Here is a 16,863-nt window from a genome sequence, read left to right on the forward strand (position 1 = left end):
TAGCTTTAAAAATAGCTAATTATTAGCCTCTTCCATATTTATCATCAAATCGCTCTATATCGCTTTCATTAAGTACAGTGCCGGTTTGCACTTCAATGACAATTAACGGCTCTTTTTGATTATTAGCCAAGCTATGAATTTGCTTTGCGGCGATATAACACGATTGGTTGTGCGTTAGCGTATGTACTTGCTTATCAATACACACATCTGCAATACCCGAAACCACAACCCAATGTTCAGCGCGATGCTGATGGCGCTGCGTCGAAAGCTTAGCACCACTGTTAACAGTAATTTTTTTAACTTTAAAGCCAGCGCCTTCAACCAAAGTACGGTAATTCCCCCATGGGCGAAAAACCACTTGATGATGATTAAGTTTATCAGCCTGTGTTGTAGCAATTTGCTTAAGCAACAAAGGCAAAGAATCTAGCTCATTTTGGTTTGCAATTAACGTGGCATCATGAGTATGAATAATTGCTAAATTGCTTACTCCAAGCGTGGCAATAGTGTGTTCAGCCTCGTTAATAACTAAGTTATTAGTGCTTTTTTGAGCCATATAATTAGCATTTAAACTATTACCGTTTTCATCTTTTTTTGTAAGCGCATCAAGGGATGAAAAACTACCTACATCACTCCATTTTAAATCAACAGGTATAACAACTACGTTATTACTGCGCTCTAAAATGGCGTAATCAATTGAATTGCTTGGGCAGTGCTCAAGCGCACTATTGCTTGGGCGGGTAAACCCTAAATCTTTGGTAAATTGTGCCGCTGCAGCAACACTCGTTGCTATTTTTGGCGCAAACCGTTCTAGCTCTTTTAAATAGGCCGCAGGGGTAAATAAAAACATGCCGCTATTCCAGCTATAACCACCTTGAGCTAAATAACGGTTCGCTGTATCTAAGTCAGGCTTTTCTTTAAATTGAGCAACATCGTAACAACCCGTACCGGCAATAGCCGCGCCTTGTTTTATATAGCCATAGCCAGTATGCGGTTTTGTAGGAGTAATAGAAAATGTAACTAGCTTTCCTTGCTCAGCAAGTTTTACAGCTTCAGGGAGCTTAGCCGTTAATACATCAAAGTTTTTAATATGATGATCGGCAGGCATCACTAATAGAGGACCGGTAATCCCATTTTGCAGTGCATAGTGGGCGGCTAATGCGATGGCAGGAGCGGTGTTTTTACCTTTGGGTTCGAGTAATAATGCAGTAGGAGTTGAGCTTGCAGCTTGCTCGGCGGCAATAAATCGGTGCTGTTCGTTACACACTAAAATAGCATTATCAAACAACTCATTAGAAACACGCGCCAACGTACTTTGTAGCAATGACGTGTTTTCATTTAGTAATGGTAAAAATTGTTTAGGCATTGCTTGGCGAGAAAGCGGCCACAAGCGAGAGCCTATGCCACCAGCTAAAATTACAGGAGTGATTAAAGTGTTCATAATGTATATTAGCCGCCAACAAAAATATCAGCGACTATTTTAGCACTTTATTGGCTCTGCGCTAAATTAACGTGTCTATATTAATGTAAAAGGGTCTGCATCTAAATAGGCAGGAAACGCTGCTTTAAACTCATCCAGTGGTGCTTTTTCAAGCGTGATAGTAACTAGTTGCTCTGCGTCATCTTGCGCTTTAGTTAACGCATCGCCTTTGAAGTCGTATACTGCGGTACCGCCATTGTGCTCCACACCATTACCGTCGTCACCCACACGATTAACGCCTACTACGTAACACAGGTTTTCCATTGCACGCGCCATAAGTAACGTATCCCAAATATGGCGGCGCACAGCAGGCCAGTTTGCTACGTTTATCATTACATCGTAGTCGTTATTATTACGTTGAAATACCGGAAAGCGCAGGTCATAGCATACTTGCGGTAATAGTTTAAAACCATTGATTTCAAAAACTTTGCGCGCTTGCCCTGCTACAACGTAATCGCCCTCGCTGCCTAAGCGAAATAAATGGCGTTTATCGTAATAACTCACCTCACCATCGGGCTTTACCCAATAAAACCGATTCGCTTTTTTATCGCCTTGTGCAACAAGTACCGAACCTGCAATAACCGCATTATGTTTATGAGCCAGCGCCTTTAACCACGTCAGTACTTTACCGTTTTCAGGCTCTGCACAATCTAAATTAATAGCAAAGCCAGTCGAGAATGTTTCGGGCAGTAAAATAAGATCGGGCTGATGCGTAATTGCTTCAAGCTGTTTATTAAACATGGCTAAATTAGCATCTTTATCAAGCCAATAAAGCGAGCTTTGCAATGCTGTAATGGTTAAAGTTGACATAATATTTGCGCAGCCTCTATGAGAGTGTTGTCGTTTTTAGCAAAGCATAAACGAATGACTTTATCGGTTGGTGGATTTTGATAAAAAACACTTAACGGAATAGCCGCAACACCGGCTTGCTCAACTAACCAATGGCAAAATTCAACATCGTTTAAATCCGATACATCACTGTAATCTAATAATAAAAAGTAAGTGCCTTGGCTAGGTAAAATTTTAAAACGACTGTTACTTAAATGGCTCGCTAATAAGTCGCGTTTTTGCTGATAAAACCCACTTAGCTCATCTATATGCTCGCCTTGCTGCTCGAGCATATCGGCAAGCGCATGCTGTGCGGGGGTAAAACTTGAAAACGTAACGTACTGATGAATTTTTCTAAATTCGACAGCTAAATCGGCAGGTGCAATACAGTAACCCATTTTCCAGCCCGTGCTGTGAAACGTTTTACCAAAACTCGATACAACAAAGCTTTTGGCAAATAATTCATCATCGCGTAATACGCTTAAATGCGGTTGCTGATCAAACGTAATGTGCTCATATACCTCATCGCTTATTACATACAAATTGTGAGTACCAACTAACTCTTTAAGCGCTTTTATATCTTGTGGCTGTAATATTTTACCGCTTGGGTTATGAGGCGTATTAATAATAATTGCACGGGTATTTTTAGTAATTGCTTGGCTTACTACTTGCCAATCAATAGTGTAATTTGGCGCACTTAAAGCAATGTGCACCGACTTCCCACCAGCGAGTTCAATTGCGGGTTGGTAGGAGTCATATGCAGGGTCAAATACAATCACTTCATCACTGGGGCGCACAATTGTTTGAATGGCTACAAACAATGCCTCTGTTGCACCCGAGGTAACAGTAACTTGATCAGCTGCGTTTATATCAGCTGCATATTTGCGCTTTGCTAAATCAGCAATTTGTTGCTGTAATCGTGGTACACCACTTGAAGGTGAATATTGATTAACGCCCTGCTGCACATAATAATTTAACTGCGTTTTTAAAAGATCAGGAGCATCAAACTCAGGAAAGCCTTGAGAGAGATTAATTGCCGAAAACTCATTAGCCAACCCGCTCATTTGGCTAAATATACTAACGCCTAAATTTGGTAATTTACTTTCAAACACGTGATGCCCTTAATGATGGTTTTGCGCTTAAAGCGATGCTATCATTGCTTAAAACAGAAGTATAGCCGTCTAAAAACAATTAACTTTACGCTCATTAGTGAGGAATGTATGCAAAACAATACCGCTATTTCACAACTTATTGAAGCCGGAAAATGGGTTAGCCAAAAAGGCTGGGTACCCGCAACAGGTGGAAACTTTTCAGCTCGTACTAGCACTGGCTTTGTTGTTACAGCAAGTGGGCACGATAAAGGCTCTCTGACGCAAGAGCATTTTTTGCAATTAGATCACCAAGGCGAGCGCCTAGCAGGAGCTGTAAAGCCATCGGCAGAAACACAATTACACCTAAGTTTGTATCAGCTTATACCTGATGCGCAGTGTGTTTTGCATACTCATTCTGTAGCCGCCACCGTACTGTCGCAAATTACCCAAAGGCATCAGCTTGATTTAACAGGCTATGAAATGCAAAAAGCACTGAGCGGCTTTACTTCGCATTTAGAAACGCTGAGCATTCCTATTTTCGATAACGATCAAGATATTGACCGATTAAGCCTGCTGGTCAGTGACCATCATTTACATACACCTATAGAGCATGGCGTACTGATACGTGGTCATGGCTTATATGCTGTAGGACGCAATATTGATGAAGTTCGTCGCCACTTAGAAGCCTTAGAGTTTTTATTTAGTTGCGAACTAGAGCGCCTAAAAATAGTAGGTATTCAAGCGGGAGTAACTAAATGATTAAAGCTATTTTAACCGACATCGAAGGCACAATAACCCGCATCTCGTTTGTTAAAGAGGTGTTGTTTCCTTACGCGGCAAAGCAGTTACCTACCTTTGTACGTGCCAATGCTAATAAGCCAGATGTAGCCGAGCAAATTAGTGCCGTAAAAGCGCTTATTGAAAAGCCAAACGCCAATATAGAAGAAGTCATTAGCACTTTACTTACCTGGATTGATGAAGATAAAAAAATCACTCCACTTAAGCAGTTACAAGGCTTAATCTGGCAAACAGGGTATGAACACGGTGATTTTAAAGGGCATTTATACCCAGATGCATTTGATTTTTTACAAGCTCAACACAACAACGATATTACTTTGTATGTGTACTCGTCAGGGTCGGTAAAAGCGCAGCAGCTACTTTTTAAATACAGTGATTATGGCGACATTCGCAGCTTGTTTACTGACTTTTTTGACACCAAAGTTGGCGCAAAACAAGAGCAAACAGCCTATAACACTATTGTTGAGTTGTTACCGTTTAAAGCAGCAGAAATACTCTTTTTAAGTGATGTAGCCGGCGAGCTTGATGCCGCACAAGCTGCGGGCTTAAAAACACTACATTTAATTCGTGATGGGCAAGCAAGCACTAAAGCACACCCTTATATTAATGACTTTAGCCAATTTAAATTGGAGCAATTAGTATGAGCCAATTAACAGTGTATGCCGACAACGATGCAAACAAAGCACTTGTAAGCACATCAGATGCTGATGATATTGCAAAGCAACTAGCTAAAGTAAACGTACGCTTTGAACAGTGGCAAGCAAATGCAGATATTAATGAGCACACCACCCATGAGCAAATTATTAGTGCGTACAAAAACGATATAGATCGATTAAAAATCGAAAATGGCTATCAAACAGTAGACGTTATATCTCTAGCTAAAGGCAACCCTGCCGCATCAGAGCTGCGCAAAAAGTTTTTATTTGAACATACTCATAGTGAAGACGAAGTACGTTTTTTTGTAAAAGGCCAAGGGTTATTTTGCCTACATTTAGGCAATAAGGTTTATCAGGTACTTTGCCAACAAGGCGATTTAATTTCAGTGCCTGAACTTACCCCACATTGGTTTGATATGGGAAGCGACCCTGAGTTTACTGCCATTCGCTTATTTAACAATACAGAGGGCTGGGTAGCAAAAAGCACTGACTCGTCTATTGCAGAGCAATTTCCCTTGCTCGATTAATAAAGCTCAGTGCACGCATGCCTAAACTATATTTTCTATAAGCGTATTTATGCTATTTGCAGGATGACTTCAATCACTTAACTCTGTAATATTATTTTAGCAATGCAGCTGATAAAGAGTAACTTTCTAATGGTGAACGAACAATATCAAAAGTCTAAACAACAACTAGCCTACTCACGTAAGCAAGTTGAAAAGGCTGGTCGTATTTTTCGTAAAAATGAAGGTGATTTTGACTTTGCAATAGAGGTTGTACAGAACTATCGTGCAGCACATTTATATCCGCTGACTATTATTAAAAACCTCGTATGGAAACATGTAAAAAAGCTTCATTTGCTAGAGTCGGCGACTATAGTTAGACGCTTAAAGCGCTTGCCAACTATTATAGATAAGTTACAAAGAGCCTCGTTAGATGGTAAAAGTGAAAACGCAATAAATCTGAAGCGAATGCACGATATAGGTGGCTGCCGAGTAATCTTAGATAATCTAGAGCATCTATATCAACTCAACGCCAGTTTAGACTCGAGTAGAGCTGTTCATAGCGTTAAGTCATATGATTATATTGAAAACCCAAAAGCGACGGGCTACAGAGGTATTCATCGTGTTTATAAAAGTTATAACAATTTAGAATCTCACGATTATAAAGGCTTTCAAATTGAAGTTCAGTTGCGCACTAGGCTTCAGCACCTTTGGGCTACTACTGTTGAAATTGTAGATATTATTGAAAAAGAAACACTAAAAACTAATCCCCAAGCAGCCGACACAGATTGGAAGCGATTATTTTTTATCATGGGTGAGTTTCTTGCAGTCAAAGATGGTTCAAATCAATTAAGTTCACAACAATCGCAGGCCTTTGTTGATGAGCTTTCGGCACTAAATAAAAAGCTAGCCGCATTTCATAAGCTTGATGCATTTAATCGCGCATTCCAAGTTGACGAAATTAAAAATAAATCGAAAGATACAGGCTTTGCTTTACTCGTTCACAACACAGAAACACAAATGGGTCGAGTCTTTTTATATGCAGAGAATAAAAAGCAAGAAGCTCTAACACATTACGCCGAACAAGAAAAACAAACTCACAATAACGTGCTTCTGGTAGCAGGGAGCGACTTGAAATCAATAGAAAAAGCCTACCCCAACTACCTAAATAGTACCTCTGAGTTTCTTTCAGAATTCAGTCGCATATTATTGAGTTAGCTCTTTAAGTTTACCCATTAATACTTGTTGCTGGTTATACACACCCGTATCTAACACCCACCCTGTGACCAGTTTTGCCGGCGTTATATCAAATGCAGGGTTATACACATTAGCATTAGTGGGCGCCCATAAAGCCTCACCAAAGCTACCGCTAACTCCGCGCACTTCTTGAGGATTACGTTGCTCTATTTCTATATCATTACCACACGCGGTGTTGGTATCAAGCGTGGTAATAGGCGCAACTACATAAAATGGAATGTTATGAAAATGCGCTAGTACGGCTAAATTATAAGTACCCACTTTATTAGCAAAATCACCATTGGCAGCAATGCGATCAGCCCCTACCACTATTTTATCCACCTTACCTGCAGCCATTAAACTCGCCGCCATATTATCGCAAATTAATGTGTAAGGTATTTTCCAGCGCTCAAGCTCAAAGGCAGTTAAGCGACCGCCTTGTAATAATGGTCGTGTTTCATCAACCCACACATGTATGTTGCTATGCTTTTGCTGCGCTTTATAGATAACACCTAGTGCAGTACCAATACCAGCGGTTGCAAGCGCCCCTGTATTGCAATGAGTTAATATGTTGTCGCCACTATTTATAAGTTCGGCGCCACGGCTTGCCATTCGCTCACACAGCTCAATATCTTCAATAAACAACCGCTCGGCTGTGGTAACAATACCGGTAACATAATCGCATTGCGTTAAAGCTTTACGCAATGCAGCCATACAATGCATTAAATTAACCGCCGTTGGGCGAGTGGCTTCTAGCTCATTGATTGCTTTTTCAAGCTCACTTTTAACTACCCCTTGCTCAGCTAAATACGCCACTAACAAGCTCGCGCTTAAACCAATAAGTGGAGCTCCACGTACTTTTAAACTAATGATCAGCTCTTTCATGGTTTCTACATCATGGCATTGATGCCATACCTGCTGGTGAGGTAGTAAATATTGGTCGAGCATACTAAGCGACCCGTTTTCGTATTTTACACTGCTTGCGATTAAATTTTGCATAATGCTTAAGGTATTAAAAATGCGTAACGTTATTTTACACCACTTTGAATAACTCTCAAGTTAGACTTGTAGACATCTAAATATTTAAAGGTATAGAATGCTTAAAAGCTGATTTTTGAGATTTAAACCATGACTAACTATGTTGCTTTTAATGCACAGCGCGCTATCGATTATGTATCGACATTAATTGAATCTAAACAATGTAATTTTTTTGCTCCCGGACAAGCCTTATCGGCATATGAGTTTGGTGATGGCAATCTTAATTTAGTATTTAGAATTACTGATGAGCAAAAAAATAGTGTTATTTTAAAGCAAGCTCTGCCTTATGCGCGTTGCGTGGGTGAGTCGTGGCCATTAACGCTTGATAGAGCTCGTATAGAAGCACAAGTTTTGCTTAATCATGGCGCTATTTGCCCAACCTATACTGCTAGGGTTTTACATTATAGTGAAATGCAAGCACTGACTATTTTAGAAGATTTAGGTAATTTACAAATACTGCGAACTGCACAAAATAATGCTGAGCAATTTCCTAAATTAGCGCAGCACGTAGCGACCTACTTAAGCCATACTGGTTTTTATAATTCAGATTTTTATTTAACCGCACAAACTAAAAAAGCGCTCGTTAGCCAATTTACTAACCCTGAGCTTTGCCAAATCACTGAAGACTTATTTTTTAGCGATCCGTACATTGAGCACGAACGCAATAACTACCCAAAGCAACTACAAAGCGAAGTTGATGCAATACACAAAAACAGCGCATTAAAGTTAGAAATAGCAAAATTAAAAGCTAATTTTTTATCTAACCCGCAAACATTACTCCATGGTGATATGCATAGCGGCAGTATTTTTGTTGATTGTAATAATACAAAGATGATCGATCCTGAGTTTGGTTTTTTTGGTCCTGCTGGGTTCGATATTGGCTCTTTTATTGGTAATTTACTTTTAAATTACTGCGCACAATACGGGCATATTGAAGATTTTGTGACTCGTCGTAATTATCAAACCCACTTATTAAGCACCCTTGTTGAATGCTATACCTTATTTGAACAACATTGGCTTACGCTTATAAATGAGCATACTACTGAAGGTGCGCTAAAGGTTACAGGCTACAGTGAATACTTTATAAAAGGCGTATTACAAGACGCCATTGGTTACTGTGGTGCTGAGTTAATTAGGCGCACCATAGGGCTTGCACATGTAACCGATATAGATAGTATTGGTGATGATAAGGCGCGTCTTATAGTGCAAAAACAAACATTAGCACTAGGCGAGCAACTTATTTTGAATGCCCAAACATGCAACAACAAAGAAGCATTTTTTAGTTTATTAATAAGCCAATTAAATTAAAAAACATTAAAAAAGGCGCTATTAGCGCCTTTTTTAGTTAGTTAAAAACTTACTTATAGTTTTCGTAAATTTTATCGAGCGGCTCTGATAAACCACTTTCTTGCACTATACGTACATGTTCACGTTTTAATTCGCGTGCACTAGTCACACCACAAGAATGGGCTATTAGCCCAGCTCCGTAATGAATGTATTTATTATAGTTAGCTACTCGTTGCGCTTTATCAGCTACATTTAAGCCGCGTTGCAAACGCTCGTTATGCGTAGTGATACCCGTCGGACAGGTATCTTTATTACATTGCATTGCCTGAATACAGCCCAGTGCAAACATATGCCCTCGAGCCGATACAACAAAATCAGCACCGAGCGCTAACGCCCAAGCCACCTTTGAAGGAACAATTAATTTACCTGAGGCGATTATTTTAATACGATCTCGCAGCCCATGTTTTTCAAGCATATTAACTACAAGCGGTAAACTTTCACGAAGTGGTAAACCCACTGAATCCATAAGCGGTTGTGGTGCTGCGCCCGTACCACCATCAGCACTATCTATGGTAATAAAGTCAGGTGCAGACTCTATACCACGGTGGTTTATTTCAGCGAACAACGTTTCTAACCATCCGTAAGCACCAATTACCGCTTTAAAGCCTGTAGGCTTACCTGTCGCGTTACGTACAGTGGCAATCATATCGAGAATATCGGCTGGGTTTTTAATTTCAGGATGACCATTGGGGCTAATAGAATCTTGTCCTTCTGGTATGCCCCTAATTTTAGCTATTTCGGCGTTAACTTTGCGCCCTGGTAACATACCGCCTTTACCTGGTTTTGCACCTTGGCTCATTTTAAGTTCAAACATTTTTACTTGTTCGTGAGCCGCTATTTCTTTTAGCTTTTCGGTACTTAAACTTCCATGCTCGTCTCGTGCACCATATTTAGCTGTACCAATCTGAAACACTAAATCGGCACCACCTTCTAAATGATAAGGACTTAATCCCCCTTCACCGGTGTTCATCCAACAACCCGCTAGTTTTGCCCCTTTTGATAAGGCTCGTACAGCTGGCTTTGAAAGCGCACCAAAACTCATACCAGATACATTGAATAACGAGTTGGTCGTGTAAGGTGTTTTACAGTATGGACCCAAAGTAACATTACTCGGGTCGAGCGCTTCTTCGTCTAAAGTAGGAAATGCACAGTTCATAAACATAACCGTACCTGTTACTTCTAAGCTTTGCGTGGAGCCAAATGCAGCCGTACGGTCAACATCTTTTGCTGCACGATAAACCCAACTACGCTCAGCGCGGTTAAACGGCATTTCTTCTCTATCTTGAGCAAAAAAGTACTGTCTAAAAAACTCACCTTGGCGTTCAAAAAAATATCGAAAGCGACCAATAACAGGGTAATTACGTCTAATTGCATGCTTGGTTTGTGTTACATCTCGAATATAAAAAACGACAACGATTAAAACCAATAACCCTAAAACAACAATAAACATACTTGCAAATACATCAATACTAAACATTATAAAATTACTCACCCAAGGCCCCTTGATGACTGTTTTTAAAATAAAAAAGTGCTATACCACCAAAATGACATAACACTTTTATTTGTTCAAGGCTTTAACTGCCTTATATCTAATTCTGTTGTTTAGCTAACTCTGCTTTTATATATAAACGCACTTGCGTTTCAAGTACCGATAAAGGCACTGAACCATGGCGTAATATTTGATGATGAAATTCACGAATATCAAAGCTTTTTCCTAGCGCTTGCTCTGCTTCAATGCGTAAACGCTTAATAGTAAGCTCACCTATTTTGTACGAAAGCGCCTGTGCAGGCCATGTAATATAACGATCGGTTTCGGTTTTAACGTTATGCAACGAAAGCGCTGTATTTTCGCTCATAAAGTTCATGGCACGCTCGCGACTCCAGCCATACATATGCATACCTGTATCAACAACTAAACGCGCTGCTCGCCACATTTCATACGTTAAACGACCAAAACGGCTATATGGGTCTTGATAAAAGCCGGCTTCTAAACCTAAATATTCAGAGTAAAGCCCCCAACCTTCGCCAAATGCCGAGAGGTAAGCATCACGGCGATAGCTCGGCAGATTTTCAAGCTCTGCATTAAGTGATATTTGTAAATGATGGCCAGGCACGGCTTCGTGCAGCGTTAATGCTTCTAAAACATACAAAGGGCGCTTATCTAAAGCGTAAGTATTTACCCAATAATACCCTGCTTCATCATCTCGATTAGAGCCTGAATATCGACCGGTTGTGTATTTAGGTGCAATACTAGCCGGTACAGGTGCTACACCATAAGGTTTGCGCGGTAAGGTATGAAATAATTTAGGCAGTTGTGCATCCATTTTTTTAGCAATATAAGATGCTTCTTTTAAAAGTTGCTCTGGTGTTGTGGCGTAAAATTGTGGATCAGTGCGTAAAAAGTGGATAAATTCGGCAAACGTGCCTTTAAAACCTACCTCTGCTATTACGTTTTCCATTTCACTACGAATTCGCGCAACTTCTTTTAAGCCAAGTTCGTGAATCTCTTTTGGTGTCATGTCGGTAGTGGTGTAATGCTTAGCACGGTTTTTATAAAAAGCTTTGCCATTAGGGGTTTCTGAAATACCAATACTTGTGCGAGCGCCCGGTTGGTATTGCTGCGTAAAAAACACTAAGTAATCTTTATAAGATTTTATAACCTCTTTTTTTATAATGATTTTGGCTTTTTGTTGTAGCGCTTTAAATTCACTGTCGCTCAAACCCGCTGTATTAGTTAAAAAAGGTTTATAAAACTCAGATGTAGTTACATCGTCAACAATGTAGGCATTAATTGAATCTTCATAACCTTCCAACACAGCTTTAGGTTGAGTAAGCCCTGTCTCAAGCCCTTTTTTCATCCAATACATGTTTTGCTCAAAAAAGCGTGGAACTTGCGACAATCGTGCAAGATACACTTGATAGTCTTCCGGGTTTTTATATTGAGAACTATTTATTATGTACGACAAACCAGAATGAAACCCATATTCAGAGGTGAGCGGCATATAGTGCGCATTAAATACATATTCATCGACACTGTTTTGTACTTGAGCTCGAATAATATCGAAGTTAATTTGATTTTCGTCGCTTAGCTTTTCAATATTAATAGTGTCTAATTCAGCAAGTAATCGCGTTTTATTTTTATATTCTTGCGCTAAAAATTCAGAGGATAAATTTGGTAATAAATAACCTTCAACACCACCTACACTATCGTAAGGGTTAATGCTTTCTCTATAATCAACAATACTTTGCGCTACTTGAGTAAATTGTTGATCTGAATTTTGCATGGTCATTTGGCATGCACTTAATGAGCACAAAACCGTGATACCAAATAATGATTGGCGAAGGGGCTTAATTAAAAAATGATTCATTATAATGTAACTTAGCAGTGTTATTAATTTCATAAAGCTATCGTAGGGTAAATAAATAGCAAGTAAATGAGACCAACCTCATAGTAATAATCCCTACTTATACCAAGTGTATTAATACGTTACATACATTAAATGAAGTAAAAACCAGCCTAATTGATGAGAAAAACAGCGATTAAGCTGCTAAAGCAAAATTTAAGTTCCCTAACTATCGTTTTTGCTTTTAAATAGCTCGGATAATGATTACTGTATAAAAAAATAATAAAAAGCTCGGACGCATAACCGCCTCATGGAATGAGATATTTTAAAATTTGCACTTATGCGTACTTAGTTGGTATTTAAAATGATGTTCCATGATTCCATGGCTATTGCACAAGAAAAAATGACCAAAGTGTGTGTTTTTTTAGAGCGTTATACGCTCCCACCTACGCCGCTGAATTATCAAGTTATTTATGCTTATACCAGTCAAACTAATCTCAAGCTAAATAAAGCTTTAGACCGTGCTATCGCTGTTGAAGACAATATAGATAGCGTTTTAATTGAACAACTACATTCTGAGTTTTTAAATACTGGCCACAAAGCGCAAGTCAACATGATTCAAAATGTTGATGGTGTTATAAACTCACTTTCTCAAAATTCTCAAGCTACTGAAAAGCAAATAATTCGCTTTGCGGGTCAAGTGAGCGAATGCGTACATTCGCTAGATGAGAACAACATAGAACAAAGCCGTCAAGCGCTTGAAGTTCTTCATAATCAAACCGCCGAATTACTCAACCAACATAAGCAATTTAAGCAAGAACTAAGCAAAGCCAAACAACTACACGAAAAAACACAAAAGCAGCTAACTCAACTTCGTAAACAGCATATTATTGATAGCCAAACAGGGCTTTATAAGCGCCATTATTTAACGCAACAAACCCAAGTGTGGACTAATCAACAAAAATCTATTTGCGCAATAGCGATTCAAATAGACAACCTTGATCACTTTACTAAAAATTATGGTGATATTATTGGTGAAGTCATTTTGAGTAAAGTTGCTAAGCAAGTGCAAAAATATGTTTTTCAAAGTGGCTTACCTGGTCGCACAGCAAAAGATCAATTTACTGTTCTCCTCGCCGACATAGACCCAGATACAGCTAATGTTATTGCCGAAAAAGTACGAAATGGGGTCGAAAAGCTACGCTTTGTTAGTTCAAAAACAGGTATCAAGCTACCAAGTATTGGCTTATCACTAGGAATTGCTCAGCATCAACAAGAAGATGATTTTAATCAGTTAGCAAAAAAAGCATCTCATGCGGCTTTTAAAGCACGTTCATTAGGTCAAAGTAGTTACACTGCAGGGCAATAAATCACCTGATAAATCATATTCAAATTGCACCTACTGTGTACAATAAAGTACACTAACCTCTATTGTCACGATAGAGATTAATCATGAACGAAACCGAACAAAAGACCACGCATTTTGGTTATAAAACAGTAGCCGAGAACGATAAAGCTTCTATGGTTGCTGATGTATTTCACTCAGTAGCTGCAAAATACGATGTAATGAATGATTTAATGTCTTTTGGGGTGCATCGTTTATGGAAACGTCAAACTATTGCAAGCTCAGGTGTTCGTAAAGGCCATCATGTACTCGATTTAGCCGGCGGCACTGGCGACTTAACGGCAAAGTTTAGCCAATTAGTGGGCGAAACGGGTCAAGTTGTTTTGGGGGATATAAACTCATCTATGCTTAAAGTTGGTCGTGAAAAACTGCATAATCTTGGATTAGTGGGCAATATCGACTACGTACAAATGAATGCAGAAATGCTACCGTTCCCAGATAATAGCTTTGATGTGATCACTATTGCCTTTGGCTTACGTAACGTTACCGATAAAGACAAAGCATTACGCTCTATGTACCGCATTTTAAAGCCAGGTGGTCGTTTACTTGTTTTAGAGTTTTCAAAACCAGAGCATGACGTACTTAGTAAAGCTTACGATTTTTACTCATTTAATTTATTGCCTACAATGGGTAAGCTAGTTGCTAACGACAGTGAATCGTATAAGTATTTAGCTGAATCTATTCGAATGCATCCAGATCAAGACACGCTAAAAGCGATGATGGAAGATGCAGGCTTTGAGCAAACAACATACCAAAACCTCACAGGCGGAATTGTTGCGCTGCACCGTGGTTTTAAATATTAAGGCTAGCAGTTATGGCGCTTGAGAAAATAACAAAAAATAATAATGATGCAATGCCATCTGAATTTTTTATGTTACCTAATTTTGTACTTTCGCTTATTGAGCGTGTACTAAATCAAGCACTTAGCCTTGACCCACAATTATCCCAAAAGCTAAGCGCCGTTAAACATCAGCGCTTAGTGGTTGAAGTAAGAGATTGGCAACAAAGCATCCAACTTGTTTATAGCGCTGAGCAATTACACTTATACAGTGCTCAAAATAATGAAAACGCAGATTGTATGATCAGCGCAGACATAGACACGCTTTTAGCGCTTAAAAACCCAGCTATGCTTACCCAGTTAATTCGCCAAGATAAGCTCGACTTACAAGGCGATTTAAATATTGCGCAAACTTATAGCAATGCGTTTTCAGGCATTGATATTGATTGGCCTGAACAGCTCTCTAGATACATTGGCGATACCCCCGCTCAGCAGTTATATCTGCACTTAAAAAAACTAAAACAAAAGAGCAGCAAAACCAACACTAAAATAAGTACAATGCTTACAAGTTTATGCCAAGATGAGCTCGCAATTACTATTCACCCATTGGAACTTGAGCAATTTAGACAAAAAAATAGAGAACTCAAAGGCCAAGTCGCTGCTGTTGAGCAGCGTATAAATACCTTGTTAAACTCTTTTTCACCTTCAAACACCCGCTAAGGATTTTTTGTGTCGACTGCACGTTTGTATAACATCACCAAAACATTACTTAGCTATGGGTTAGACGAGCTAATTCCAAAACATAAGATCCCTTGGTTTGGTAAAGTAGCTCGTGGCAGTTTGTTTTGGCTGCGTAATCAGCACAAAGAAAAACCTGCAGGGCTACGCTTACGTTTGGCACTACAAGAGCTTGGTCCTGTTTGGATTAAATTTGGCCAAATGCTCTCAACTCGTCGTGACTTACTCCCTCATGATATCGCTTTAGAGCTTGCGTTTTTACAAGATCAAGTTCAGCCATTTGAAGGCGCACTTGCACAAGAAATTATAGAAAAAGCCCTAGAAATTAACGATATAAGTGAGTTGTTTAGTGAGTTTTCACAAATTCCACTGGCCTCAGCATCTATAGCGCAAGTACATACAGCAAAGCTTATTGATGAGCAAAGCATTGAGCAAGATGTAGTAATTAAGGTTATTAGACCCAATATTTACGAGCAAATTAATGCCGACTTAGCGTTAATGGAAAAGCTCGCTAAGGTACTTGCAAAAGTCCATAACGAATCAAAACGTCTACGCCCCGTTGAAGTGGTTAAAGAATACAAAAAAACACTCCTAGACGAGCTCGACTTAATGCGCGAAGGTGCCAATGGCATTCAACTAAAACGCAATTTTGAAGGCTCTGATTCATTATATATCCCTGCAGTTTACAGTGATTACAGCCGTAGCAATGTGCTGGTAATGGAGCGTATTTACGGTATACCTGTGTCTGATACGGATGCATTACTGGCGCAAAACACTAATATGAAATTACTTGCTGAGCGCGGCGTAGAAGTGTTTTTTACGCAGGTGTTTAGAGACAGCTTTTTTCATGCCGACATGCACCCTGGTAATATATTCGTCTCTCGCGAGCATCCTGAAAATCCAATGTATATCGGTATTGATTGCGGTATAGTTGGTACGTTAAGCAAAGAAGATAAACGCTATTTAGCTGAAAACTTTATCGCCTTTTTTAATCGTGATTATCGCCAAGTTGCACAGCTACACGTAGATTCTGGTTGGGTACCACCAGATACTAGCATTGAAGAATTTGAATTTGCGATTCGCACAGTTTGCGAGCCTATATTTAATAAACCTTTGGCTGAAATTTCATTTGGTCACGTACTCGTAAATCTATTTAATACTGCACGTCGTTTTAACATGCAAGTACAACCGCAATTAGTATTGCTACAAAAAACCTTATTATACGTTGAAGGATTAGGGCGTCAGCTTTACCCGCAACTCGATTTATGGAAAACAGCCAAACCCTTTTTAGAAGATTGGGTGAAGCAGCAAGTTGGACCGCTATCAGTACTGAAGCAAATGTATGCTAACTTGCCATTTTGGGCTGAAAAAATGCCTGAACTACCTGATCTAATTTACCAAAATTTAAAGCGTGCACCACACGCTCATCAACCTCAAGAACAAAAGGTATCTCATAAACCTTTAATATTGAGTTTATTTGGTAGTGCTACAATGATTATGGCAACACTTTGTTATTTACAGCACGATTTAGTAGCTGCAAGCATTGCAATAGCCTTATCTGCTATTAGCTTTATTGCAGCATGGCGCAACGCATAAACTGAGTGCTATTTGCGCTATTGGGCGT

Annotated in this window: 15 protein-coding genes; 9 read left to right on the forward strand and 6 right to left on the reverse strand. The window is 39.4% G+C overall.

Translation table 11 applies throughout. The annotated features are described in order from the left end of the window. Positions 1-22: 22 nt before the first annotated feature. The 3 genes from QL995_RS11675 to QL995_RS11685 form a co-directional block, all read right to left on the reverse strand. Positions 23-1,438, reverse strand: a complete 1,416-nt coding sequence (locus QL995_RS11675; RefSeq protein ID WP_290294224.1) for a mannose-1-phosphate guanylyltransferase/mannose-6-phosphate isomerase — start codon at positions 1,436-1,438, stop codon at positions 23-25. Positions 1,439-1,513: 75 nt separating this feature from the next. Next, on the reverse strand, positions 1,514-2,287 hold the full coding sequence (locus tag QL995_RS11680) for an amidohydrolase (protein WP_290294225.1): 774 nt from the start codon (positions 2,285-2,287) through the stop codon (positions 1,514-1,516). Continuing rightward, complete coding sequence (locus QL995_RS11685; RefSeq protein WP_290294226.1) at positions 2,275-3,417, reverse strand: methionine aminotransferase; 1,143 nt, start codon at positions 3,415-3,417, stop codon at positions 2,275-2,277. The genes QL995_RS11680 and QL995_RS11685 overlap by 13 nt, the downstream gene beginning before the upstream one ends. Positions 3,418-3,525: 108 nt before the next feature. Between QL995_RS11685 and QL995_RS11690 the strand changes: the two genes are divergently transcribed. The 4 genes from QL995_RS11690 to QL995_RS11705 all read left to right on the forward strand — a co-directional run bounded on the left by QL995_RS11690 (position 3,526) and on the right by QL995_RS11705 (position 6,571). Continuing rightward, positions 3,526-4,155, forward strand: a complete 630-nt coding sequence (locus QL995_RS11690; protein ID WP_007579878.1) for a methylthioribulose 1-phosphate dehydratase — start codon at positions 3,526-3,528, stop codon at positions 4,153-4,155. Next, complete coding sequence (mtnC, locus tag QL995_RS11695; RefSeq protein ID WP_290294227.1) at positions 4,152-4,838, forward strand: acireductone synthase; 687 nt, start codon at positions 4,152-4,154, stop codon at positions 4,836-4,838. Before QL995_RS11690 ends, mtnC begins: the two co-directional genes overlap by 4 nt. Further along, on the forward strand, positions 4,835-5,377 hold the full coding sequence (locus tag QL995_RS11700) for an acireductone dioxygenase (RefSeq protein ID WP_290294229.1): 543 nt from the start codon (positions 4,835-4,837) through the stop codon (positions 5,375-5,377). Before mtnC ends, QL995_RS11700 begins: the two co-directional genes overlap by 4 nt. Positions 5,378-5,506: 129 nt before the next feature. Then, positions 5,507-6,571, forward strand: a complete 1,065-nt coding sequence (locus QL995_RS11705) for a RelA/SpoT domain-containing protein (protein ID WP_007579871.1) — start codon at positions 5,507-5,509, stop codon at positions 6,569-6,571. Here the strand turns inward: QL995_RS11705 and mtnA are convergent. Further along, on the reverse strand, positions 6,560-7,588 hold the full coding sequence (gene mtnA, locus QL995_RS11710; protein WP_290294230.1) for an S-methyl-5-thioribose-1-phosphate isomerase: 1,029 nt from the start codon (positions 7,586-7,588) through the stop codon (positions 6,560-6,562). The two genes, QL995_RS11705 and mtnA, sit on opposite strands and share 12 nt — an antisense overlap. A gap of 129 nt (positions 7,589-7,717) precedes the next feature. Between mtnA and mtnK the strand changes: the two genes are divergently transcribed. Next, positions 7,718-8,935 (forward strand): S-methyl-5-thioribose kinase, encoded by a 1,218-nt coding sequence (mtnK, locus tag QL995_RS11715; RefSeq protein ID WP_290294231.1) that lies wholly within the window; start codon positions 7,718-7,720, stop codon positions 8,933-8,935. 49 nt (positions 8,936-8,984) lie between these two features. Here the strand turns inward: mtnK and QL995_RS11720 are convergent, their stop codons facing one another. Together QL995_RS11720 and QL995_RS11725 are read right to left on the reverse strand one after the other, a co-directional pair. After that, positions 8,985-10,451, reverse strand: a complete 1,467-nt coding sequence (locus tag QL995_RS11720; protein ID WP_198551148.1) for an FMN-binding glutamate synthase family protein — start codon at positions 10,449-10,451, stop codon at positions 8,985-8,987. Between the two features lie 112 nt (positions 10,452-10,563). Next, positions 10,564-12,342 (reverse strand): DUF885 domain-containing protein, encoded by a 1,779-nt coding sequence (locus tag QL995_RS11725; protein ID WP_290294232.1) that lies wholly within the window; start codon positions 12,340-12,342, stop codon positions 10,564-10,566. A gap of 358 nt (positions 12,343-12,700) precedes the next feature. Between QL995_RS11725 and QL995_RS11730 the strand changes: the two genes are divergently transcribed. From QL995_RS11730 to ubiB, 4 genes are all read left to right on the forward strand, one after another. Next, positions 12,701-13,687 carry a GGDEF domain-containing protein gene (locus QL995_RS11730; protein ID WP_007579862.1) on the forward strand — a complete coding sequence of 329 codons (987 nt, stop codon included), beginning with the start codon at positions 12,701-12,703 and terminating at the stop codon, positions 13,685-13,687. An 83-nt stretch (positions 13,688-13,770) separates the two neighbouring features. After that, a complete protein-coding gene (gene ubiE / locus QL995_RS11735; RefSeq protein WP_024589468.1) occupies positions 13,771-14,526 on the forward strand; it encodes a bifunctional demethylmenaquinone methyltransferase/2-methoxy-6-polyprenyl-1,4-benzoquinol methylase UbiE in 756 nt (251 codons plus the stop codon). Positions 14,527-14,537: 11 nt separating this feature from the next. Beyond that, positions 14,538-15,221: an SCP2 sterol-binding domain-containing protein gene (locus QL995_RS11740; RefSeq protein ID WP_290294233.1), complete on the forward strand. Its 684-nt coding sequence runs from the start codon at positions 14,538-14,540 to the stop codon at positions 15,219-15,221. A gap of 9 nt (positions 15,222-15,230) precedes the next feature. Next, positions 15,231-16,835 (forward strand): ubiquinone biosynthesis regulatory protein kinase UbiB, encoded by a 1,605-nt coding sequence (gene ubiB / locus QL995_RS11745; RefSeq protein WP_290294234.1) that lies wholly within the window; start codon positions 15,231-15,233, stop codon positions 16,833-16,835. The last annotated feature ends 28 nt before the right edge of the window (positions 16,836-16,863 follow it).

It is taken from the genome of Pseudoalteromonas sp. APC 3358, from assembly GCF_030408075.1.
Classification (GTDB): Bacteria; Pseudomonadota; Gammaproteobacteria; order Enterobacterales; family Alteromonadaceae; genus Pseudoalteromonas; species Pseudoalteromonas arctica.